General features: G+C 71.7%; 23 protein-coding genes. 17 read left to right on the top strand and 6 right to left on the bottom strand.

Annotation, left to right across the window (positions count from 1 at the left end; all coding sequences use genetic code 11):
* The first annotated feature begins 77 nt into the window (after positions 1–77).
* Positions 78–1,070, top strand: a complete 993-nt coding sequence (locus tag ACIRD7_RS08830; RefSeq protein ID WP_403451741.1) for a M23 family metallopeptidase — start codon at positions 78–80, stop codon at positions 1,068–1,070.
* A 14-nt stretch (positions 1,071–1,084) separates the two neighbouring features.
* On the opposite strand, the gene ACIRD7_RS08825 is transcribed toward ACIRD7_RS08830, so the two are convergent.
* Together ACIRD7_RS08825 and ACIRD7_RS08820 are read right to left on the bottom strand one after the other, a co-directional pair.
* Positions 1,085–2,896 carry a sensor histidine kinase gene (locus ACIRD7_RS08825; protein WP_403451409.1) on the bottom strand — a complete coding sequence of 604 codons (1,812 nt, stop codon included), beginning with the start codon at positions 2,894–2,896 and terminating at the stop codon, positions 1,085–1,087.
* Positions 2,886–3,638 carry a response regulator transcription factor gene (locus ACIRD7_RS08820; RefSeq protein ID WP_403451407.1) on the bottom strand — a complete coding sequence of 251 codons (753 nt, stop codon included), beginning with the start codon at positions 3,636–3,638 and terminating at the stop codon, positions 2,886–2,888. Before ACIRD7_RS08820 ends, ACIRD7_RS08825 begins: the two co-directional genes overlap by 11 nt.
* An 80-nt stretch (positions 3,639–3,718) precedes the next feature.
* Here ACIRD7_RS08820 and ACIRD7_RS08815 point away from each other — a divergent pair, with 80 nt between their 5' ends.
* From ACIRD7_RS08815 to ACIRD7_RS08790, 6 genes are all read left to right on the top strand, one after another.
* Entirely contained in the window at positions 3,719–4,330 is a 612-nt protein-coding gene (locus ACIRD7_RS08815; RefSeq protein ID WP_403451405.1) for a hypothetical protein, read from the top strand.
* The gene (locus tag ACIRD7_RS08810) at positions 4,320–5,558 is read left to right on the top strand and encodes a hypothetical protein (protein WP_403451403.1); all 1,239 of its coding nucleotides are present in this window, start codon (positions 4,320–4,322) and stop codon (positions 5,556–5,558) included. The genes ACIRD7_RS08815 and ACIRD7_RS08810 overlap by 11 nt, the downstream gene beginning before the upstream one ends.
* A 26-nt stretch (positions 5,559–5,584) precedes the next feature.
* A complete protein-coding gene (locus ACIRD7_RS08805) occupies positions 5,585–6,379 on the top strand; it encodes an ABC transporter ATP-binding protein (RefSeq protein ID WP_403451739.1) in 795 nt (264 codons plus the stop codon).
* Complete coding sequence (locus ACIRD7_RS08800; RefSeq protein WP_403451737.1) at positions 6,291–7,508, top strand: ABC transporter permease; 1,218 nt, start codon at positions 6,291–6,293, stop codon at positions 7,506–7,508. Before ACIRD7_RS08805 ends, ACIRD7_RS08800 begins: the two co-directional genes overlap by 89 nt.
* A 100-nt stretch (positions 7,509–7,608) precedes the next feature.
* Complete coding sequence (locus ACIRD7_RS08795) at positions 7,609–8,280, top strand: RNA polymerase sigma factor (protein ID WP_403451401.1); 672 nt, start codon at positions 7,609–7,611, stop codon at positions 8,278–8,280.
* Positions 8,277–8,507, top strand: coding sequence for an anti-sigma factor (locus ACIRD7_RS08790; protein ID WP_126396210.1), 231 nt, complete (start codon positions 8,277–8,279; stop codon positions 8,505–8,507). Before ACIRD7_RS08795 ends, ACIRD7_RS08790 begins: the two co-directional genes overlap by 4 nt.
* A gap of 19 nt (positions 8,508–8,526) precedes the next feature.
* Here ACIRD7_RS08790 and ACIRD7_RS08785 read toward each other — a convergent pair whose 3' ends face one another.
* Positions 8,527–9,021: a DM13 domain-containing protein gene (locus ACIRD7_RS08785; protein ID WP_403451399.1), complete on the bottom strand. Its 495-nt coding sequence runs from the start codon at positions 9,019–9,021 to the stop codon at positions 8,527–8,529.
* A 296-nt stretch (positions 9,022–9,317) separates the two neighbouring features.
* On the opposite strand from ACIRD7_RS08785, the gene ACIRD7_RS08780 reads away from it, so the two are divergent.
* The 4 genes from ACIRD7_RS08780 (at position 9,318) to ACIRD7_RS08765 (ending at position 13,981) form a co-directional block, all read left to right on the top strand.
* Complete coding sequence (locus ACIRD7_RS08780; RefSeq protein ID WP_403451397.1) at positions 9,318–10,220, top strand: hypothetical protein; 903 nt, start codon at positions 9,318–9,320, stop codon at positions 10,218–10,220.
* 161 nt (positions 10,221–10,381) lie between these two features.
* Positions 10,382–11,065, top strand: a complete 684-nt coding sequence (locus ACIRD7_RS08775) for a response regulator transcription factor (protein ID WP_403451395.1) — start codon at positions 10,382–10,384, stop codon at positions 11,063–11,065.
* Between the two features lie 169 nt (positions 11,066–11,234).
* Complete coding sequence (locus tag ACIRD7_RS08770; RefSeq protein ID WP_403451393.1) at positions 11,235–11,960, top strand: DUF4255 domain-containing protein; 726 nt, start codon at positions 11,235–11,237, stop codon at positions 11,958–11,960.
* Entirely contained in the window at positions 11,957–13,981 is a 2,025-nt protein-coding gene (locus tag ACIRD7_RS08765) for an ATP-binding protein (RefSeq protein ID WP_403451392.1), read from the top strand. Before ACIRD7_RS08770 ends, ACIRD7_RS08765 begins: the two co-directional genes overlap by 4 nt.
* Positions 13,982–14,010: 29 nt before the next feature.
* Here the strand turns inward: ACIRD7_RS08765 and ACIRD7_RS08760 are convergent, their stop codons facing one another.
* Entirely contained in the window at positions 14,011–15,516 is a 1,506-nt protein-coding gene (locus ACIRD7_RS08760; protein ID WP_403451390.1) for an RICIN domain-containing protein, read from the bottom strand.
* Positions 15,517–15,760: 244 nt separating this feature from the next.
* On the opposite strand from ACIRD7_RS08760, the gene ACIRD7_RS08755 reads away from it, so the two are divergent.
* The 4 genes from ACIRD7_RS08755 (at position 15,761) to ACIRD7_RS08740 (ending at position 18,534) form a co-directional block, all read left to right on the top strand.
* Positions 15,761–17,341, top strand: coding sequence for a phage tail sheath family protein (locus ACIRD7_RS08755; protein ID WP_403451389.1), 1,581 nt, complete (start codon positions 15,761–15,763; stop codon positions 17,339–17,341).
* 67 nt (positions 17,342–17,408) lie between these two features.
* Positions 17,409–17,852: a phage tail protein gene (locus ACIRD7_RS08750; protein ID WP_067228587.1), complete on the top strand. Its 444-nt coding sequence runs from the start codon at positions 17,409–17,411 to the stop codon at positions 17,850–17,852.
* Positions 17,852–18,379, top strand: a complete 528-nt coding sequence (locus tag ACIRD7_RS08745; RefSeq protein ID WP_403451387.1) for a hypothetical protein — start codon at positions 17,852–17,854, stop codon at positions 18,377–18,379. Before ACIRD7_RS08750 ends, ACIRD7_RS08745 begins: the two co-directional genes overlap by 1 nt.
* A complete protein-coding gene (locus ACIRD7_RS08740) occupies positions 18,376–18,534 on the top strand; it encodes a DUF6760 family protein (protein ID WP_175647664.1) in 159 nt (52 codons plus the stop codon). Before ACIRD7_RS08745 ends, ACIRD7_RS08740 begins: the two co-directional genes overlap by 4 nt.
* A gap of 156 nt (positions 18,535–18,690) precedes the next feature.
* Here ACIRD7_RS08740 and ACIRD7_RS08735 read toward each other — a convergent pair whose 3' ends face one another.
* Both ACIRD7_RS08735 and ACIRD7_RS08730 read right to left on the bottom strand, forming a co-directional pair.
* Positions 18,691–18,840 (bottom strand): hypothetical protein, encoded by a 150-nt coding sequence (locus ACIRD7_RS08735; RefSeq protein WP_403451385.1) that lies wholly within the window; start codon positions 18,838–18,840, stop codon positions 18,691–18,693.
* Between the two features lie 60 nt (positions 18,841–18,900).
* Positions 18,901–19,275, bottom strand: a complete 375-nt coding sequence (locus ACIRD7_RS08730) for a hypothetical protein (protein ID WP_403451383.1) — start codon at positions 19,273–19,275, stop codon at positions 18,901–18,903.
* Positions 19,276–21,805: 2,530 nt separating this feature from the next.
* Between ACIRD7_RS08730 and ACIRD7_RS08725 the strand changes: the two genes are divergently transcribed.
* Both ACIRD7_RS08725 and ACIRD7_RS08720 read left to right on the top strand, forming a co-directional pair.
* The gene (locus ACIRD7_RS08725; RefSeq protein ID WP_403451382.1) at positions 21,806–21,985 is read left to right on the top strand and encodes a hypothetical protein; all 180 of its coding nucleotides are present in this window, start codon (positions 21,806–21,808) and stop codon (positions 21,983–21,985) included.
* A 78-nt stretch (positions 21,986–22,063) separates the two neighbouring features.
* Positions 22,064–22,489, top strand: a complete 426-nt coding sequence (locus ACIRD7_RS08720) for a phage tail protein (protein WP_126396200.1) — start codon at positions 22,064–22,066, stop codon at positions 22,487–22,489.
* The last annotated feature ends 2 nt before the right edge of the window (positions 22,490–22,491 follow it).

The raw sequence follows: 22,491 nt of genomic DNA, 5'->3' as shown, positions 1-22,491 counted from the left end.
TGAGTCGTCCCGATCGTGCCGATCGGCGCCCGCGCCGACATGGCCCCGGTCTCTTCACGCTCGTCGTCATGCCGAGTCTGGTCGCGGTGGCCGGAGTGTCGACGTTCTTGGCTCTGCGGAGCGATCACCTGTCTCCGGGGCCGTCCGGTGGGTCCAGCGTCACGGATACGGTGGGTGCCAAGGTCAACGGCTCCTACGTCCCCTGGCTGCGCGAGGCGACCCGCGACTGCCCGGTTGTCACGCCCGCGGTTCTCGCCGCCCAGATCGACCAGCTCTCCGGGTGGAACGACGACACCCCGAGCGTGTCGCGGCAGGGCATCGCGCGCTTCACCGACGCCCAGTGGAAGAAGTGGGGCCGCGACGACAACGGCAGCGGACGTTCCTCGCCGCGCGATCCGGTGGACGCGATCATGGCACTGGGCCGACAGGACTGCTCGCTCGCGCGGGAGGTGACCGTCCTCAGGACCCGCGGCACCGTCAACGGGGACCTCGTCGACCTGACCCTCGCCGCTCACACCGTGGGTACGGACGCGGTGGCCCGAGCGGGCCGGGTTCCGGCCGCCGCCCGTGACGTCCTCGACGAGGTCGAGGCGCGGCTTGCGCAGTACGAGTCGCTCGTGCGGCAGAACCCCGAAGCGACCGAGGGCCCGACCGCGTCGGCGCTCATGTCCGCTCCCATCCGCACCCCCACTGTCACCTCAGCCTTCGGGAGACGCGAACACCCGCTCACCGGAGTGACCAAGCTGCACACGGGCGTGGATTTCGGTGGGCCCCAAGGTGCGCTGGTGTCCGTCGCGCGCTCGGGCCGGGTGGAGTTCGCCGGAGTGACGCCCGCGTACGGAAATCGCGTGGTGATCTACCACGGAACCATCGCGGGCAAGCGGTTGGAGACGACCTACAGCCACCTGTCCGCGATCCGGGTCGTCCAGGGCCAGTCGGTGTCGGTGGGCTCCCCGGTCGGCCGGGTCGGTTCCACCGGCCTGTCCACGGGCCCCCACCTGCACTTCGAGGTCCTCCTGGACGGACAGTACGTGGACCCGATGCCCTGGCTGCGGGCACCGACCGGGTAGGACCCGGGCCGCTGTCAGGGCAGCCGTACCGTGAACACGGTGCCGTGGGCGGGGGCGCTGGTGACGGTCAGCGTGCCTCCGTGTGCCTCGGTGAGTTTGCGTGCGATCGCCAGGCCGAGGCCGCTGCCGCCGGTGCTGCGGTTGCGGGACTTGTCCGCGCGCCAGAAGCGGTCGAAGACGTACGGCAGGTGCTCCGGAGCGATCCCGGAACCGGTGTCCGCCACGTCGACGGTCACCAAGGGGCCCTCGCGCCGGGCGCTCAGCGTGATGGTGTCGCCGGCCGTGGTGTGACGGACCGCGTTGGAGACGAGGTTGCCGAGTATCTGGCGCAGTCGCACAGGGTCCGCGGACACGTCGAGCGCGTCCCGTGCGGTGACCGTGACCGTGACGCCCGAGCCTTCGGCGGCGGTGCGGTGGACCGCGGCGACGTGGTCGAGGACGCCGCGCACGTCGACGGATTCCGGACGCAGCCGCAGCGTGCCCGCGTCGGCGGCGGCGAGGTCCTGGAGGTCCTCGATGATGTGCTGGAGCAGCAGGGTCTCCTCCAGCAGGGACGCCGTGAGCCGCCCGTCGACCGGTATCACGCCGTCCTGGCCCGCTTCGAGAGTGCTGCGCATCGTGCTCAGGGGGGTGCGCAGCTCGTGGGCGATGTCGCCGACCAGAGCCCGGCGCTGCTGTTCGGTGCGCACCCGCAGCGCCGTCAGTTCGTTGAAGGCGGTGGTCAGGCGGCCGATCTCGTCCCGCCCGCGCGGCCGTACCGGTGTGTCGGCGCCCTCCCGGACCGCACGGGTCAGGGCCCGCAGCGGGCCGGTCAGACGGGTACCGTTCAGCACTGTCACGACGATCGCGAGCAGCAGGACCGTAGCGGTGACGCCGATGATGCGCAGGACGTTGGCCCGCGAGAGGTCGAACCCGTCGGGCGTGGTGCCGGGACCGGTGACGTACAGCATCATGGCGGGCGCCACATGCGGGGCGAGCTGCTCGCGCCGGGCGGACTCGACGCAGGCGCGTCCCGCTGAGGTGCGGGCCGTGGCGGAGGCGGAGGTGGGCTGGAAGTCCAGGCCGACGCGGAAGGCAAGCAGGCCCTGGCGCGTGAGGCAGGAACCGAGGAGTGAGTTGAGCGCGGTGAGGGCATCGCGTTCACCGGGGGTGGGCCGGTCCAGCTCGGGGACACCGCAGTTGTCCGCGACCTTCGCCCGGAACCCGTCGGTTCCGTCTATCCGAGACTGGAGTCCGGGCTCCTCGACCGGCGCGATGCGGGGACGGCCGTTGGGGCCGAGTGACCGTGTGTGGGCGACACCCGCCGACTCCAGGCATCGGGCCACGCCGTCGGCTCGCTCGGCCAGTCGCAGTCGTTCACCGGCGGAGAGGCGGTACGGGCCCAGGGCCTCCGGATGGATTCCGCCTTCCTCCGCCGAAGTGGACGGAGTTGACGGCGTGGACGCCACCCGCAACGGGTCGATGACGGCGAACGGCGTCCCGGGGTCGGTCGTACCGGGCGGCCACGTGGTGACGGCCCGGCGCGTACCGTCCTGGGGCATCAGCGTGATGCGGTAGCCGGTGCGGTTGGCCAGATCGCGCACCACAGGATCCACATCGCTCCAGTCGGGGTGCGTGGCCGCGTAGGACACCATGGCCCGGTAGATCGAGGTGTCGTCCCTGAGCACCTGCCCCTGCTGCTGCCGTACGGCGCTCGTGGTGCTCCTGACGGCGAGCCACGCGGTCGCCGCGACGGCGCAGATGACGATGAGCAGGGAGGAGGCGACCAGTCGGAACAGCAGGCTGTGGTGGGGCCGTCGCCCGGCGGCGGGCCGGTCAGCGGGCATCGCGGACCGCTTCTCCTGTCACGCTCTCCTCCGCGGGTCGGTCGTTGAGCTTGTAGCCCACTTTGAACACGGTGAGCAGGTGAACGGGCCGGCTCGGGTCCGGTTCGATCTTCTTGCGCAGGTTCAGGACGTGTACGTCGATGGTGCGCTCGGTGATGAAGGCGGCGGAGCCGTGGCCGATCTCCAGCAGCCGACGGCGGCTGAAGACCTGTCCGGGGGCGGCCGCCATGGTGGCCAGAATCGCGAACTCACCTGCGGTGCAGGTCACTTGACGGCCGTCCACGGTCACCGTGTGCCGACGCAGATCGACCTCGACGGCACCGGATCGCAGCGTACCGGGCCCGGGGGGATCGCCGGCCGGAGCGTCCAGGTGCTGCCGGGCGCGGCGTTTGAGCACATTGCGTATCCGGGCCATCAGTTCACGAGGGCTGTACGGTTTGGTCATGTATTCGTCCGCGCCGAGGTCGAAGGCCAGCAGCAGGTCGTCCTCGGCGGTGCGGGCGGTGAGCATGAGGACCGGGAGGTCGGAATCCCGGCGCAGGATGCGGCAGACGTCGAGACCGTCCACCCTCGGCATCATCACGTCGAGGACGACCAGGTCGGGTGCCCGGCGCCGGACCTCCTCCAGCGCGGCGCGTCCGTCATGGACCACTCGGGCGGTGTGGCCTTCCCGCCGTAGGTAGTGGCCGATGATCTCGGCCTGTTTGACATCGTCTTCCGCAACCAGGACATCCGCGCACATGGCCAGGACAGTAATCGGGCGGACGGGACGCTGACAGCGGCCTGACCAGACCTTCATATCCGCTGGCGAGGCTGGACCGCATGGTTCCTCTCACCCTTGGCCGGTCCGCCCGGCGCCCGCAGGCGTTCCGCCTTCTCTCCTCCCTCTGCCTCGGTGCCACGGCGCTGGCCCTGCTGACAGCCTGCTCGCAGAGTGACGGCACCGGTCCGGGCGTCGTCTCGGTACCGGCGGCCACGTCCGACGCCACCTCCTCGTCCGGTGCCGAAGCCTCGTCCCCCACGACCGACGCCGTCGGCGACTCGGGGCGACCGCAGCTGCGCCTGGACACCTCCGACGAGGAGCGGGTCCGGCTGAGCAACGCCTGGTCGGCGTGCATGCACAAGAACGGAGTGGACTACCAGTCGGTGGTGAAGGACGGCATCCACGTTCCGGACAACACCGATCCCGACTTCGCGGCGGCCGGCCGGAAGTGTCTGTCGAAAGCGCCGCTCCCGCCGCCCGAGTTGAGTCCCGAAACCAATCCCCGCTACTTGGACGACTACCGCGAGCAGATCGACTGCCTGCACGAGCACGGCCTGATGGTCGAGGCCCTGCCCGACGGCGGCGGATACAACTATCCAGCGGGGCCCATGCCTCCCAACTCGCGTGACATCGAGGACCGTTGCGTGCTGGAGGCGTTCGGTGAACGCTAAGCACCGGCGGCGCACGGTGGTCGCGGCCGCTGCCGTACTGGCTGGCGGCACGCTGCTCGCGGCGGGCTTCTGGCCCCGCGGCAGCGCCCCCGCAACGGTACGGCCCGCGGCGACCACGCGTCAGGTGACCATCGCCAGGACCGATCTGAGCACCTCGTTCATCACCGACGGGACGCTCGGCCACGGCACCCCCCGCACCCTGCGCGGCGCCACCGACGGACGGGTTACCTGGCTGCCCGCGCAGGGCGTCACCATCACCCGCGGACACCAGCTCTACCGGGTCGACGACCGCCCCGCAGTGCTCTTCTACGGCTCCACCCCGCTGTACCGGCGGCTGGACACGGTGGGGCTGGTGGGGCCGGACGTGCGGGTCGTCGCGGACAACCTGCGGGCGCTGGGCTACGACATCGGGCCCCAGCCGGCGGTCGGCACCATGGTCACTCCCTCTTCCGCGCCGGCCGCCCAGAGCTCGGGTGCGGACTCCAAGACCTCGGCCGACGGCGCGCGGGAACCGAGCGCCGAGCCGGGACCGTCGGACGGCGAAGCGGCCGTGGAACCGACGCCCACGCCGACCGCCACCGCCGTACCGCAGCCGGTCGAACAGGGGGACGCGGTGCTCACATCCACTCTGCTGGCCGCCATCGGGCGCTGGCAGGCCGCGCTGCGGCTGCCCGCGACCTCCGTCCTCGACATCGGGGACATCGCGGTGAGCGCGGGCGCGGTCCGGGTGGACTCGCTGAAGGCACAGACCGGGGACGACGCCGCGGCGGACCTGATGACCGTGACGGGCACCCGAAAGGTCGTCACCGTGGAGCTGTCCGCCGACCGGTTCACCTCGCTCCGGCGCGGTGACCGCGTCACGGTGACACTGCCCGACGGCGCCGACACTCCAGGACGCGTCGACACCGTCGGCACCACACTGACCGGCGCCGATGACGCCGACGGGGCGGACACCGCCCCCACCCGCACCGTGACGGTCACTCTCGACCAGGCGAGCACCGCCGCTGGTGTGGACGCGGCACCCGTGCGGGTGCGGTTCGCCGGCACCACGAGGAAGGACGTCCTGGTCGTTCCGGTGGGCGCCCTCGTGGTGCCGGCCGGGGGCGGATACGCCGTGCAGCGGCCGGACGGCGGCTTCGTCAGGGTCACGACCGGGCTGTTCGCCGAGGGACAGGTCGAGATCAAGGGACCAGTGAAGGCGGGGCAGCGGGTGGTGACCACCTCATGAGCCGTGCCGACGGTCAGCGGGTGCTGATGGTCCGTCACATCGTCAGGACCTACGGCATGGTCACGGCGTTGGACGACGTCTCCCTGACGATCCACCGCGGGGAGTTCGTCGCTGTCCTGGGCCCTTCCGGTTCGGGGAAGTCCACCCTCCTGAACATCATGGGCACGCTGGACCGCCCCACCCAGGGCACGGTCGAGCTCGCCGGTCACGTGATCGCCGGACTCGACGACCGCGCACTGTCCGCGCTGCGCGGTCGTCGGCTCGGGTTCGTCTTCCAGCACTTCCACCTCACCGACGGGCTGACCGCCGCCGAGAACGTCGCCACGGGCCTGCTGTACGCCGGCGTGCCGCGCCGCCGACGCCGGTCGCTGGCCCGCGAGGCGCTGGCCCGGGTGGGTCTCGCCCGGCGTACCGAGCACCTCCCGGGCCAGTTGTCCGGCGGGGAGAAGCAGCGGGTGGCCATCGCCCGCGCGCTCGTCCACCACCCCGAACTCGTCCTGGCCGACGAACCGACCGGCGCCCTCGACACGGCCAACGGCCAGGCGGTGCTGGATCTGCTCGACGCACTCAACGCCCAGGGCACGACCATCGCCCTGATCACGCACGACCTCGACATCGCCCGGCAGTTGCCGAGGCGGCTGGAAATCCGCGACGGAAAGCTTGTCGCCGACACCTCATGGACCTGCTTTGACGACCACGACCCGACCCGCACCGGCACCCGAACCCCAGGCGCTGCCGGGCGGGACGACGCCCCCGCGCCCCGTCCGCCTGTCGGTCCTCGACATCCTGGGGCTCGGCCTGGTCGGCATCCGCACCCGTAAGGCACGCACCGTCCTGTCGGCGCTGGGGATCTCGCTCGGACTCGCCACGATGATCGTCGTGACCGCGATTCCCGCCTCCAGCCAACGGGCCCTGCTGGAGCGGCTGTCCGCGCTGGGCACCGACATGCTGCGGGTCCAGCCCCAGCCCGGCCACGACCCACCCGTCGCCCTCCCGGCGGAGTCCCTCGCGATGACCGGGCGCATCGGCCCGGTGACCGCGGTGAGCGCCGTCGCGAACACCCACGCCGAGGTGCACCGCTCCGACCGGTACGACCGCGCCGACTACACGGGCCTGAGCGTGCTGGCCGCCAAATCCGACCTGCTGCCCCTGATCAACGGGCGGGTAGCGGCGGGACGGTTCCTCGACCGCGGCTCCGGCGACTTCCCCACGGCCGTGCTGGGCTCGGTCGCGGCGGCCCGGCTGGGGTTCCCGGGCATCGAGCCCGATGCCCCGGCCCCGCAGATCCTCATCGACCACAGCTGGTTCACCGTCGTAGGGGTTCTGGAGCGCACCCCGCTCTCACCGGACATCGACCGCTCGGTCCTGGTCGGCTGGAACCCCGCAAGGGCCGAGCTGGGCTTCGACGGTCGTCCGACGGTCATCTACGTCAAGGCCGAGGAGGAGCACATCGAGGCCGTCAGCCAGGTCCTGCCCGCGACGGTCCATCCGGAGCTGCCCGGCATGGTCACCGTCAGCCGCCCCTCGGACGCCCTGACCGCCAAACAGCAGACCAGGAGCACCTTCTCCGCGCTCTTCCTGGGACTGGCCCTCGTCGCTCTGCTGGTCGGCGGGGTCGGTATCGCCAACACCATGGTCATCTCGGTGATCGAACGCCGCCGGGAGATCGGACTGCGGCGGGCCCTCGGTGCGAGTCGAGGTCAGATCCGGCTCCAGTTCCTCACCGAGTCGGTGGTGCTGTCCACCCTCGGCGGGCTGGCGGGCACGGCGTTCGGCGTCCTGGCCGCGCTCGCCTACGCCGCCTTCCACCAATGGCCTGTGGTCGTCCCCCTGCCGGTACTCACCGCCGGTCTGTCGGCCACCGTTCTCGTCGGTGCCCTCGCCGGCGTCTACCCCTCGGTGAGAGCTTCCCGCCTGTCCCCGACCGAGGCGCTCGGCGCGTCCGCATAGCTGTCCCGTTCAAGCCGGGTAATGGGCGTGACCGGCACGCATGGCCCTCTGGCCCACCCCGTAGGCTGAGGCTCCGCGTTGACACCCATGAGGAGAAACGATGGCGGGCATACTCGAACTGCCCCCGGACGACGTCCTGGTACAGCAACTGCGTGATGGTGACGAGCGGACCTTCGCGTTGGTGCTGGACAGTTGGTCCGGTGGCATGTTGAGGGTCGCGATGTCGTTCGTGTCGACGAGGGACTCCGCCGAAGAGGCCGTTCAGGACACCTGGCTGGCGGTCATCAAGGGCATTGCCGACTTCGAGGGACGCTCGAGTCTGAAGACCTGGGTCTACCGTATTCTGGTCAACACGGCCAAAGCGCGCGGCACGAAGGAGAGCAGGACCGTTCCCTTCGGTGATCTCCTGGCCGAGGAGGAGGGCCCGACGGTGGATCCCGCTCGGTTCCGCGGCCGTGGTGAACCGTATGCGGGGCACTGGGCCGTCGGGCAGGAGCCGCGCCCCTGGCACTTTCCCGAGGACCATGTGCTGCGTGGTGAGGTCCGCGGTGTGATCGAGGACGCGATAGACGGGCTTCCGCCGCGTCTCCGCACCGTGATCACGTTGCGCGATGTCGAGGGGTACGGCTCCGAGGAGGTGTGCTCCCTGCTGGACATCTCGCCCGGGAACCAGCGTGTTCTCCTGCACCGGGCGAGAGCTTTGCTGCGCGGCAAGTTGGAAACGTATCTGTCGGGAGCCCACGAGGTCGCGATCGGGAGGGAGCAGGCGTGAACTGCGATGAGTTCGTGGAGTTGGTGACTGATTTTCTGGACGGCTCCCTGTCCGAGGAGGACGAGCAGCGCTTCGTGGGCCACCTGGCCGAGTGCTCCAAGTGCGAGCTGTATCTGGATCAGTTCCGGCAGACGATCGCCACGACGGGTGAGCTGACCCCGGAAAGCATCTCTGACGATGCCCGGGGCCTGTTGCTCACCGCGTTCCGGGACTGGCGACGGTCGTGAACCGGGCCTGAAGCGTCCGTCAGGCCGCCTGGTTCAGTTCGGCCGCGCCGAAGGACACGCTGAAGCGTTCGCACCAGATCGTCACCGTGGAGAACCTGCCGAGGTCGGCGGTCGACGGAATCAGGTAGTTCTGGTTGCCCTCGTTGCCCTTCAGCGAGCCGAGGTCGATGTGCTCACCGTCGTCGAGGTTGCCACCGTCGCCCTCGACGCGCTGGTCGCTGAGCCACACGTGCAGAGCCGGGCCGTCGGAGGTGCGCAGGTTCGTCAGGCGCAGCGTCCGCACCCCGTCTCCGGACTCTAGAACCGCCACTGAGCCGCTGGTCTCGTGCTCGTGTGAGACGAACGTACCGCTCAGCGGTCGTGCCGCGGCGACGACGCCCGGCGGCGCCTCGTCCACCCGGACCGTGGTGAACGCCCGCCACGGCTGGAAGACGTAGAGACCGACGGCCGCGGCCACGACGACCAGTGCGGTGATGATCCAGAGAGCGGGGCGGCGGCGCTTGGTTCGGCACATTGGAGTTTCCGTTTCTGTTCGGTGGTCGCTGTGACCCGGCGTCATGGTCACTGCGCCTTCAGAGACGGAAGGGGCGCCGAACGTTACACACCCCTCGCGGAATTCGCCCCGCGAGGCATACGCGGAACCCGACGCCGGATCGGCTTGTAACGTTCGGCGGCTTCGGCGCACTGAGTAGGCACAAGCGACGACGCCCCCGGTCGCGCCGGACTGAACAACCGGGCACAGGGCGGAAGTTCAGCTTCGTGACGTACGACCTCCGGAAAACCCCCGAGCCAGCGACGAGAGGCAGAACCATGAGCACCAACGCCGTCGAGACCGCCGCCCCCACCTGTTCGTACCCGGACTGCACCCAGCCGGCCGACCCGGGCGCCCAGGGAGCGGGGCCCCACTTCTGCGGGCACCCGGAGCACAACGCGCTCGGCGCGTTCCGGAAGTTCCGCGCCAAGCGGCAGCAGCGCAAGGAGGAGAAGCGCGCGGCCGCCATGGCCAAGGAAGCGGCGAAGTTCGTACAGGCGCCGGCCGTCGAGGAGGCCCAGTCGGCGTCCCAGGGCCACCCGCATGGCTACGCGCAGGCGCCGGGCGCCTCCCAGGTCCCGGCGCAGGTCACGACTCCGGTGGAGGCCTCGGTCGCGATGGAGGCCCTGGTCGCGATGGAGGCCGCGGTCGCGATGGAGGCCGTGGACAGCGAGACGATGGAGCTCATGGCCTCGATGTCGGCGGCGGACGACAGCGGCCGGGCCGCGCAGTCCCGTGACGACCTGGTCGCCCTCATCAAGCAGCTCTCGGCCGAACTCCCCGCCCACATCGAGGAGTTGGCGATCTTCACCGACTCGGCCGCGGCCGAGGCCCGCATCGACACCGTCACCCGAGCCTCGGCACAGCGCATCCTGGCCGCCGAGGAACGGACCGCGCTCGCCGAGGCTGCGGCCGACATGGCCGTCACCGCCCTGGACGCCGCGGAGCAGAAGTTCGCGGAGGAGACCGCCGCGATCCGCGAGGACGCGGCCCGCCAGGTGGCGGACGCCGAGTTCGTCCGGGCCGAGCTGGAGCGCTACCGCGAGCGAGTGAGCATGTTGGAGGTCAGGCTCGACGCGGTCCGCGACGAGGCCGACGAACTGCGCCACGCGAGGGCTGCCCACTCCGACATGGCTTCCACCGCCCCCGAGAACCAGCCGAGCTCCACCGAGACCTGCTGACAACCGGCAGCCCCGAGGTAGCGCGGGGGCGCTTTCGGGGCGCTCGGGAAGGCGGCGAAGGCGGTCAGGTCGTCCTTCGCCGCCGGCAGCAGCCCCTTGACCTTGGGGAACTTGAATCTGTAAGGCAGGCCACAGAGGAACATGGGGGCAGAGTGAGTGGTATGTCGGGCACCTCGGACACCGGTTCGGCCGGGACCACGGGCAGGGAACCGGACCGTTCCGGGCACCGGATCGGCGTCGTGGTCCACGCGCGGGACCCAATCTCCGGGGCGGGGGCGGTCAGTCAGCTGCGGCAGCATCCGGTGATCGACCTTCGTGACGAGGCCCGGCCCGGGGCCGGGGCCGTGGCAGTGCTGGTCGAGGAGACACCGGACGAGACGACCTTCGCGCGGCTGCGCCGACTCGTGCGCGGAGAGGCCGCCCGCACGGTCCTTGTGGTGAGCGCACTTCGGGAGAGTGACCTCCTCACGGTCATCGAGTGCGGTGTCGGAGCCGTCGTCTGGCGTCACGAGGCGACCGCGCAGCGGCTGTTGCAGGCCGTCATCGCGGCATCGCGGGGCGACGGCGACCTGCCCGCCGATCTGCTCGGCCGGCTGATGAGTCAGGTGGGAACGCTCCAGCGCAGCGCCGCGGGAAACACCGGCGCCCCCGTGACGGGGCTGACGGCACGCGAGGCGGACGTGCTGCGGCTGGTCGCCGATGGACTGGACACCACGGAGATCGCCGCCAAGCTCGCGTACTCCGAACGTACCGTCAAGAACGTGCTGCACGGGCTGACCACCCGTCTCCACCTGCGCAACCGGGCACATGCCGTGGCCTATGCCCTGCGCGAGGGTTTCATCTGACCGCGAGGGCAACGACGCACGGCCGCCCGGGCAGGCCGCTCCACCCCGGCATTGTCCCTCCCGTGCCTGGGCACCTGGTGCGCGGACGCGAAGAATCGGACGCACACGCCCGTTCGGCGGACTCGACGGAGCGGCATGGCGGTACCTGAGCCAGGAACGGGAGACGACGGTGATCCACGAGGTGGACGAGGTCATCGAACGGCTTCTCAAGGGGGGCGCGTTGGCCGGTTCCGGCGTCGACGTCTCCTTCGAGGCCCCGACCCGCGACTGGGCCGCCCGACGCAACACCACCGCGGTCAACGCCTACCTGTACGACATCCGTGAGGACGTGCGACGACGGCACCGTGGCTCGGCTCCGGTCGAGGACGGCCGTGGAATCGTGCTGAAACGGCGCCAGCCGCCGCGCTGGTTCCGGCTGTCGTACCTCGTCACGGCCTGGACGAAGCAGCCGAAGGACGAACACAGACTGCTTTCCGCGGTGTTGGCGACCCTGCTCCCCCGTGAGCTCATTCCAGCCGACGAACTCCCGGGCGCGCTGCGTGCGTTGGGTTTGTCGATGCCCCTCACGGTCGCCGGTCTCCAGACCGAGGCACGGTCGCTGGCGGAGATCTGGTCCGCGCTCGGCGGCGAACTCAAGCCGTCCCTGGACCTGGTGGTGACCGCGCCGTTCCCGGCCTACCCCGAGTACGACGTCGGGCCGCCGGTCACGGAGGGCGCCGCCGTGCGGGTACGCGCGGTTGACGGCAGCGCGGAGGACTCGCCGGAGCGGCGGCACCGGCCGCGCCAGGTGGCGCAGGCCGCGGCGGCCAGGACGGCCGCACGTGGTCTGCCGGGCGAACACGGGTCGAACGCGACGGCGGCCGGCCACCCGAATCCGGAGCCGGCACAGAAATGACCCCGTACACCTCCGCGCTCCCCGAAGACGCGCCGACGTACTCCTGCGACCCCGTACCGGACGTCTCCCGCGCGCTGCTCGCCCGGCTGGACCTGATCCGTGACCGGGCCGCCCTGCTGGTGGAGCGGCGCAGCGCCACCGACCCCACCGCGGACGACCCACTGCGCGGCATGTGCCTCACCGAGGACGCGGTACGGCATCTGCTGGGCCGCGCGGACGCGGAGCCGGTGGACGCGCCCGTGCCTGCGCCCCCGGCCACGGCGTCGGGAAGCGACCGACTAGCGCTCATCGTGGAGCGGCACGCGCTCACCGAACTGGACACCGCCCTGCTCCTGATCGCCCTGGCGCCCGACGTCGACCGCGTCTTCGAGGCGCTGTACGGATACCTGAATGACGACGTGAGCCGCCGCCGAGCCACCACCGGACTGGCTCTCGACGTGTGCGGGGCACCCGTGCACCTGGCGTGGGCGCGGGCCAGGTTCCATCCGTCGGCCCCGCTGTGCGCGCTCGGACTGGTCGAGGTCGAGGAACCGGAACGGCCCTTCCTCAGCCGGACGTTGCGCGTCCCCGACCGCCTCGTGGCCCATCTGCTGGGCGACGACACCCCGGACGCCGCCCTCGCCGCGCACCTGCGCCCGCTCGACGAGCCCTCGGGCCCCTACGACGAGGAGTTCACGCGCAGACTCGCCGCGCGCCTGACCGTCGCTCCACTCGTCGCCTACCTGCGCGAACGCCGCGCGGGCGACGGACCGGCCCTCGCCGCGGCGGCGCTGGGCGCGGCGGGACTCAACGCGCTGCACGTCATCGCCTCCGGTGGGCTGCCGCTCCCGGAGCTGCTCCGCGAGGCCCGGCTGCGCGGCTGCGCGCTCGTCGTGTCCCGGCTCCCCGACGATCCGGCCCCACTGATCCGGGAGTTGACCACCCCCGACGTCCCGGTGCTGTTCGTCGGTGAGCGGCCCTACGATCCCCAGTGGTGTGACCGTGACCCACTGGTTCTGGAGGTGCCGCGCCGCTCGGCGGGGGCCGGGGCCGAGTGGTCGGCCGCGCTCGGCGAGGCACCGGCGTTCGAGCTGGCGGCGGCCGTGGCGCCGTACCGTCTCGGCGCCGACGGGATCGCCCGCGTCGCGCGGGCCGCCCAGGAGCTCGCCGCGTTCGACGGCACCCCCATGACCGCCGCCCACCTGCGGCTCGCCGCCCGCCAGCAGTCCGCGTCCGGTCTGGAGCGGCACGCCCGCCGGATCAGGCCCGACGTCGGCTGGGCGGACCTCGTCCTGCCGGACCAGCCGCTGGCCCAGCTGCGTGAACTGGCCCTGCGCGCCCGCCACCGCGACCGGGTCCTCGGTGACTGGCGGCTCAGCGCGGGCGGCGGGCGGGGCCGCGGCGTGCTGGGGCTCTTCGCCGGCGAGTCCGGCACCGGAAAGACGCTGTCGGCCGAGGTCGTCGCCGCCGAACTGGGCCTCGACCTGTACGTCGTCCAGCTCTCCTCGATCGTCGACAAGTACGTGGGCGAGACCGAGAAGAACCTGGAGCGGATCTTCACCGAGGCCGACCGCACCGACGCCGTCCTGCTGTTCGACGAGGCCGACGCCGTCTTCGGCCGACGCTCCGAAGTCAAGGACTCGCACGACCGCTACGCCAACATGGAGAGCGCGTATCTGCTGCAGCGCCTGGAGTCGTTCGACGGAATCGCGCTGCTGACCACCAATCTGCGGGCGAACATCGACGAGGCGTTCACCCGGAGACTGGACCTGGTGGTCGACTTCCCGTTCCCCGACGCGCAGCAACGACTGGCGCTGTGGCGGCACAGCCTGGCCGGGGTGCCCTGTGCGGCGGACGCCGACCCGGGCGGGTGCGCCCGCGACTTCGAGCTGGCCGGCGGGTCGATCCGCAGCGCCGTCGTCACCGCGGCCTACGCCGCCGCCGGCCGCGGTGAACCGGTCACCACGGCCGACTTGCTGGAGGGGGCCCGCCGCGAGTACCGCAAGGCGGGCCGCCTGGTGCCGGGCGAGGGCGGCTGGTAGCGGAGGCGGACCTCAGGGGTGCGCAGACCTCAGGGGTGGACGATCGTCCAGTTCGGGACGGTCGGGTTGACGATCTGCCACCTCTGGGCCTCGCCCTCGACGCAATCCCTGATGACGAGCCTGTCGGGATTCCCCCTGACGCTGCTGCCCGCCATGTCCAGGCAGGCACCGTGGCTGGCGAAGTTGCGGATCCAGTAGGTGTCCTCGTCCTGCTGGTCGAGCCACCACAGTTGGTTGTCCCCGGTGGTTCCATTGCAGCCGTACGTGAACACCGCGCTGGCCGCGGGCTTGGCCCCCAGCCCGTTGAGGTCCATGCAGAGCCCGCCTTTGACCTGGCGTATCTGGAAGAGGGCGGTGTCCCCGGGACCGGCCTTCGGTTTCACCACCTCGACGTTCCAGCGTTCGTTCTTCTCGGAGCTCGGGTTGCAGGTGCTCGCCGTGGCCAGATCGCCCCGCTCAGGCTCGTCTGTGCCCGGGACGTCCGCGCACCGCTTGACCGACCTGAGTCTGAGCAGGACGTTGTTCACGGTCCGCTGACCGGATTCCTTCTCGGCCCTCGGGGAGGTGGCTTCGCCTCCGCCGCTTCCCCCACCTTCCTTGCCGCCGCCCCCGCCTCCGCCTCCGCCTCCGCCTCCGCTGCCCCGCGGAGAGTCTTCGGGAGCCTCCTCCAGCGGCGGTTCGGCGGTCGGCTCCGAGCCTGGCGGCGAAGGCTCGCCGGCCACGTCGGTCTCCTCGGCGTCGGGCGGCGGCAGGGTGCTGACGCCGGCTTCCTGGAGCTGCTCCACGGCCGCGGTGCGGACCTGCGGTTTGTACGCGATCCAGAGCATCACGAAGGTGATGGCCAGTGCCAGGGCCACGCCCAGGGAGGTGGCGAGCCAGCCGGGCAGGAACCCGCGCTGGACATAGGTGCCGTCGACCTCCAGCGGCGTCGTCCCCGACCGTTGCACGGTCAGCGTGTAGGGGCGCCGCTGCTTCGAGCCGAACCAGATGATCTGGCGCGGCTTGAGCGTCGCCCGCACGAACGCGGCACGTCCCGGCTCGATCTGCACGTTGCTCGGAACAATGTCGTACGACAGTTCGTCACCGTTGTCGCCGCCGCTGACGGACGCCGTCAGGGTGGTGTTGCCGAGGTTGTCGACGGCGAGCCTGGGCCGTCCGCGGAAGCGGCCTTTGACGGTGGGCGGCACCAGCTCCGCGCGGACCTCGCTGAACGGGGTGATGGTGAGGTTGCCCTCGGGGACGGTGACCGCCTCGGGATGCTCGGTCGGCGTGATGCGTACGGCGTACGGGTTGGGGCCCGCTGTCGCGTCGGGTGTGCGCGGCGGCGCGAACGTCAGCTCCACCGTCCCCGTGGTCCCTGGATAGAGTCGGAGCGTGGCCGGTTCCACGGTGGTCCACGGTGCGATGTCGCCGACCGCCTCGAAGCGGTACTCGTCGACGACGTCACCGGTGTTGCGCAGCCGCAGCCGCACGGTGGTGCTGGTGCCCGGGTCCACGGTTGCGGAGGCGGGTTCCAGGGAAGTCCATAGGCTCACGCCGCGACGCTACGCGGACGCACCGAGCGTCGGTCAGAGGCCATGGGGCAGCCTTCGCTGCCCCTACGGGCACGGGAGAGCCGGGCCCTGGCCGAGCCGGGCGGGTCCGCGGGGCGTCGAACCCGGCGGGCAGCCGCGCGGGCAACGCCGCTGCCCGCGAAGAGGTACCCGAGGACGTTCCCGGGGAGCGGCCCGCGACCGACTCTTAATGACGACCTGTCGCGAACCCCGAGGAGAGCCGAGCATGCCGTCCTACCTGTCGCCGGGCGTCTACGTCGAGGAGGTGGCCAGCGGCTCCCGCCCCATCGAGGGGGTGGGCACCTCGGTGGCGGCCTTCGTGGGTCTCGCGCCGACCGGCCCGCTCAACGAGCCGACGCTCGTGACCAACTGGACCCAGTACGTCGCGTCCTTCGGCGACTTCACCGAGGGGTACTACCTGGCGCACAGTGTCTACGGCTTCTTCAACAACGGCGGTTCGGCCGCCTACGTCGTCCGGGTCGGCGGCGCCCCCGAAGGCGCGTCCGGCGACTCGGCCGCCCCCGCCGCGGCATTGAAGGGCTCCTCGACCCCCGCGGCGCTGCCGCCGGGCGAGCCGCAGCGGCTGGGCACCTTCACGGTGACGGCCGCCGCTCCCGGTTCGCTGAGCGTCGAGGTGGCCGACCCGGAGGGCGACGGCCCCGCCGAGCGGTTCAGGCTGATCGTCAAGGACGGCGGCAAGGTAGCCGAGACCTTCGACGTGACCGCCAAGAAGGGCGGCCGCAACTACGTCGTCACGCAGGTGAAGGAGCAGTCCAAGCTCATCACCGTGCAGGAGGCGGCGCCCGCCGGACAGTTGACCCGGCCCGAGAACCAGACGGTGTCCCTGCCGGCCCCGGCGCCCGCGCCGATCGCCCCGTCCGAGACGGACACCGCGCACCCCGGCCCCGCCGAGTACCTCGGCGACTCCGCCGACCGCACCGGCTTCGGTGGTCTGGAGGCGGTGGACGAGGTCTCGATGGTCGCGGTTCCCGACCTGATGGCCGCCTACCAGCGTGGCGCGATCGACCTGGAAGCGGTCAAGGCCGTGCAGCTCGGACTGATCGCGCACTGCGAGCTGATGGGCGACCGCGTCGCCGTCATCGACCCGCCGCCCGGCCTGAATGCCCGTCAGATCCGCGTCTGGCGCCAGGAAACGGCCGGCTACGACTCCAAGTACGCGGCCCTGTACTACCCCTGGATCAAGGTGTTCGACCCGGCCACCGGCCAGTCCCGGACGATGCCTCCGAGCGGCCACATCGCCGGGATCTGGGCCCGCAACGACTTCGAGCGCGGCGTGCACAAGGCGCCCGCCAACGAGGTCGTACGAGGTGCGGTGGACCTGGAGATGCAGATCACCCGCGGCGAGCAGGACCTGCTCAACCCCGTCGGCGTCAACTGCATCCGCGCCTTCCCGGGGCGCGGCATCCGCGTCTGGGGCGCCCGCACGCTCTCTTCCGACCCGGCCTGGCGGTACCTGAACGTGCGCCGCTACTTCAACTACCTGGAGGAGTCGATCCTGATCGGCACCCAGTGGGTGGTGTTCGAGCCCAACGACCAGCACCTGTGGGCCCGCATCCGGCGCAACATCTCCGCCTTCCTCGTCAACGAGTGGCGCAACGGCGCCCTCTTCGGCTCCCGGGCCGAAGAGGCCTACTACGTCAAGTGCGACGAGGAGACCAACCCGCCGGAGTCGGTCGATCTCGGCCGGGTCGTCTGCGAGATCGGCATCGCACCGGTCAAGCCGGCCGAGTTCGTGATCTTCCGGCTGGCCCAGTTCTCCAGCGGCAGCGGGGAGCTGGAGGAGTAGCGGATGACCACCCGTCCCAGCCCCCGCACCGCAAGTACCAAGTACCCCTCGGAAGGACAGAACACGGATGAGTCTGCAGCCGGGTGACGCCCTCACCTCACACAATTTCGGCCTCCAGATCGACGGCGTGATGGTGGAGTACCTCGCGGAGGTCAGTGGCCTCAGCCTCGAACAGGACGTCATCGAGTACCAGCAGGTCTCGTCGCAGGGCAGGGCGGTGACGAAGAAGCTGCCGGGCGTGAAGAAGGCGGGCACGTGCACCGTCGTCCGCGGTATGACACAGTCGGCCGCCTTCAACCAGTGGATCAGCGAGTCGGTCGCCGGGAACATGGGCAGCGCCCGCAAGAACGCCACCATCCTGGTGATGGACTACCAGGACAACCCCGTCAAGCGCTACAACATGCGCAACGCCTGGTGCAGCAAGGTCGACACCAGCACGGTGAAGGCCGGTGAGGCCGCCGCGCTCACCGAGACCGTGACCATCACGTTCGAAGAACTGGTCATCGAGTAATGCGTCGTTCGGCACGCGGGGCCGGGGCGACGATCGCCGAGCCGGGCCCGGCCACGGATGCGGTCCCGGCCGCCGGAGCCGTACCGGAAGAGGCCGTGGCGGCGACGGTGCCGGGGCAGCGGACCGGCGCTCCGGCCGCCGCCCCGGCACCGCAGCGGCTGCTCACGGAGTTCGCCTTCGAGCTGCCCCGCGGATTCGTCGACGAGGCCGGAGTCGTGCACCGCGAGGGAACCATGCGGCTCGCGACCGCGCGGGACGAGCTGATCCCGCTGCGGGACCTGCGGGTGCAGGAGAACCCGGCCTATCTGTCGGTGGTGCTGCTCGGCCGGGTGATCACCCGCCTGGGCACGCTGGCGGTGGTGCACGACGGCGTGGTGGAGAACATGTTCGCCTCCGACCTCGCGTTCCTCCAGGACTTCTACCGGCAGATCAACGCCGAGGGCCACACACGGGCGGGTGTCACCTGCCCGCACTGCGAGCAGCCGTTCGAGGTCGAACTCGGCGGGAGCCGCCTGGGGGAATCATGACGTACGCGACCGACCGGCTGCACGAGGAGATCGCGTACATCGCCTACCACTTCCACTGGAGCCTGGAGGAGATCCTGGACCTCGAACACCGTGACCGCCGCCGGTACACCGAGCAGATCGCCGGGTTCGTCGCCCGTGCCTCGGCGGAGGGGTGACGGCGTGGGACTTCTCGGTTTGCTGAGGAACGCCCTGACAGGTGAACCGGCGAAGGGCCGGGAGCGGTCGACGGGCGCGGCGGAACCGGACACCGGAGCGGTTCGGCCCGCTCCCGAGACACCCCGGTCGGCCGCATGGCCCACGCTGCCCCCCATTCAGCGGGCGATCACCGACGCGGCCGGGCCGGTCGCGGACGCGGGGTTCGGCGGCCGGCTGACGACCTGGCGCAACCCGTCGTTCCGCAGCGGAATGTCCCACGCCGTGCTCGACGACGCGCCGGGCGGCCTGGTCAAGGACGCGCTCACGGCGTCGGCGGTACCCGGCGCCGGGCTCGAACTGCCCTCTCTCGCCCTGCCCGTTGTGCCCTACGGCGAGACGCCCACTCTCTCCTCCGACACCACACCGGTCCAACGGGCGGCCCTTCCGGTCCCGGTGCCCCGCCCGACCGGCGTCGCGGTCACCCCGGCAGAGCCCTCGCTCACCCCGCCGACCACACTGACCAGGTCCCGGCAGGCGCCCCCGGTGCAGCGCCGGGCGCTGGAGGTGGTCCGCCGGGCGGCGTCGGCTGCCGGCAGCCAGGGTGCACCGGCACCCTCGGCTGCTACGACCTCCGGCCCGGACCGGGAGCCCTCGGACGGCCCCGCCACGGCCCCGGCGGCGGGTGCGTCCCGCTCCTCGGGCACATCGTCGGCCACCGTCCAGCGGAGTGCCTCCACCCCCGCCCAGGGGTCCTCCGGCAACCCGCTCCGAACTCCGATCCCTGACGTGGCGTCGCCTGGAGGTTCGGCCTCGGTCCAGCGGAGCGCGGTAGTGGGGCGTACGCCTTCCTCGGCGTCTGGGGGTACCTCCGCAGACTCGTTCCGGCCCCCGATGGCCGACAGTGAGTCGGACTCCGTCCAGCGGCGTACGCCCGCCGTGGGCCCAACGCGGGAGTCGTCCAGTGGCTCGGGCGCGGTTCCCGTTGCCGGCGTGTCCTCCTCCGCCTCCCTGTCAGGAAGGGCGCCGTCCGCCGGTGCGGTTGCGCCGGTTCAGCGGAGCGCGGCAGGTCGGACAGGGAGTACCCCGGTCGACTCGGCGGCCTCGGACCTCGGTCCGGCTCCCGATGCCCGTGTGGCCCGCGCGACCACGCCCGGGAATGAACCAACAGCGGGTACGACGGCCCCGGTCCAGCGAAACGCTGTCGACAGGGCTGCCGGGGCCAGGCCCCCGTCTTCGGCATCCGTCGGCTCCGCCTCGGCATCCGCGACCGCGTCCCACCACACATCGTCAGCCGGTCGGCAGGCCCCCGCAGGGCCCGGTCCCATCGGCCGCGTGCGGCGCGCGGGACTCGGCACACCGACGTCCGGCGGCCCGCCTCCGGCCGCGCCCGTGCCCGCGACCGTGCCTGGGGGGCGGCCGAATGCCCGGCCCGCCGACGAGGCGACTCCCCCGGTTTCTCCGTCACCCAGTACGGCGGCCCCGATCCAGCGCAGTGTGCCCGCCAGCCAGCGCAGTGTGCCCGTCAGTACGAGGCCCCAGACAGAACCGCCCACGGCACCGACCCATGCCGTACGGCGCTCGGGACTCGGCACACCGACGTCCGGCGGCCCGGCCCGGGTGACGGCCGAGGGTGTGGCCGTGTCCCGCGACACGCCATCAGCCGGTCAGGCCGCTCCGGTTCAGCGCCGTGCTGTCGACGACGTGCGGCGCGCGGGACTCGGCGCGCCGATAGCCGCCGACTCGGCCTCGATCCCGGTCCTGTCGGCGGCTTCCGAGCCGTTGTCCGGGCAGCCCGGCAACGCTTCCACGTCCCGGAGCTCTTCGGCACCCGCTGGGCCCTCGGTCCAGCGGACCGCCGTCGGCGGTGGGACACAGGCAGCACCCGGTCTCCCGCTGCCCACCGCCCCGACACCTGCGCCCACGCCGACCACGGGTCCAGGTCCGCAGTCGCACACGGCTCCAGCGGTCGGCACGGCCCCGATTCAGCGGAGCACCGCCGACGACACGCGGTTCGCCGGACCGGCCCCGGACGGGGCCAAGGCACCGACGCGCCCTACGCCGGGCGGGCAGACAGGCGTGCCGATCAGCGCCGCCGCCCTCACCACCAAGCCCGGCGAGGGCCACGCCGGAGAACCCCACCAGCAGACGCCGCGCGAACCCCGCACCGTCCAACGCGCGGTGAGTGGATCGGAGCGCCCGCCATCGGGCACCCCGCACAAGACCCACCGCACCGGAACACCCCTCCCCGCACCCGCGCCACCAACACGGCCGCACAGGCCCGGACACGCCGTTCAACGTGCTGCCACTCCAGGCGCCCCCGTCGTGTCCGAACACGATGCAGACCACCGGACGAGGAAGACCGGTGGAGGCACGGGTCACCCCCAGCCCGTGCCTCCACCCTTGCGTGCGCTCACTCCCGAACGGGCACTGACCTCCCTCGTCCCGACCACACCGGCCCCCGTTTCCCTTGCCCCGCCCCACCGCCAGGCCGGGGCAGCCGTACCACTGCGCCGCACCGCTCCCGGTCCGACGGTGCAGCGCGCCCCCGCGCCAGGCGTCGGCTCTGCCACCCCTGCCGTCCCCTCGAGTACCGGTCCCGCAGTCCGACAGGCCGACGCAACCGCCCCATTGCCACGCGCCGGTGCGCATCCAACAGTGCAGCGCACCCTCACCCCGGGCGCCGGTTCCCGTTCCCCTGCCGTCCCGCCGGGCGGGGGTTCCGCTGCCCCCGCCTTCCCCGTCCAGCGCATGGCCTCCGCCACGTCTCCGGTGACGCCCCGCACCGACGCGCACCCCGACGCCCACCTCAGCGGCGTCTTCGGCGGCAGGGAACGCCGACAGGTCGGCACCGCCCCCACTCCGATGAACCGCCCGGCCCTGGCGCCGTCCGGCGAGCCCGAGCCGTCCGCCCGGCGTCCGGCCGTTCAGCGGCTCGCTCACCCCGAGCGGCCGACGCGCGGCGACGCGGTTCCGGTCCGGTCGGCAGGTCCACGCGCACCCGTGCGACCGCCCGTCGGCGGCGTGGTACCCGTCTCCGTGCAGCGCGCCCCGATGCCCGTCGTCACACCTGTGCCGCCTCAGCCCGCCACCCCCGTCATGCCGGTGCAGCGGTTCCCGTCCACCCCGCACGTGCCGCCGCCGGTCACCCGTCCAGCGCCGGCTCCCGCACCTCCGCCGAGTCCTCCGGTCGTTCAGCGCGCCCCCGAACCCGGGCCGAACAGAACATCGGCCGCACCCACCTCGCGCAAAACGCCCCAGTCGCCGCCGAGGCACACCGACTCCCCTGCGTCCATGGCCGATCCGAGCGATCGGACCGGGGCGCCCGGCCCCGCCTTCGACCCCCGTTCCCTGACCGACTTCCAGCTCGACGACCTGACGCACCGGCTCGTCGGCCGGATCACACGGCACCTGCGTACCGAACTCCGGCTCGACCGGGAGCGCGTCGGAAGGCTCCGAGATCCGCGCGACTGACCCGCCCCCGCCCCTGCCCCCGTCCCCGTCCCCGCCCCACGGCTCGACCGACCAGCTACGTCCCAGAAAGGCCACCCGATGCCCCGCGATCTCGACCCGGGATCCACCATCTTCTTCACCCTCACCATCGACGGCGAAAGCCTCGGCTACTTCAACGGGTGCGAAGGGCTGGCCTCCACCGTGGAGATCGAGCAGCGCCAGGAGGGCGGGAACAACGGGTTCGTCTGGCAGCTCCCGTCCCGGGTGACGTTCTCAACGATCCGGCTGACCCGGCCCCTGACTCCGGACACGGCGAAGGTCGCGGCCTGGATCTCCTCCGTGAGCACGGGCATCACCCGGCCCACCGGCCAGATCGCGGCATTGCGCGCGGACGGCTCGGAGGTGGCGCGCTGGGGGCTGATCGACGTGCTGCCGGTCAGCTGGCAGGGGCCCTCCCTCGATCCGGCGAGTCCCGCCGTGGCGACGGAGGTTCTGGAAATCACGCATCACGGGTTCACGGACTAGGG

The sequence above is a fragment of the Streptomyces sp. NPDC093568 genome (assembly GCF_044764945.1).
GTDB lineage: Bacteria > Actinomycetota > Actinomycetes > Streptomycetales > Streptomycetaceae > Streptomyces.
Note: the sequence above shows the minus strand (reverse complement) of the source record. Positions and strands in the feature narration are given on the sequence as shown.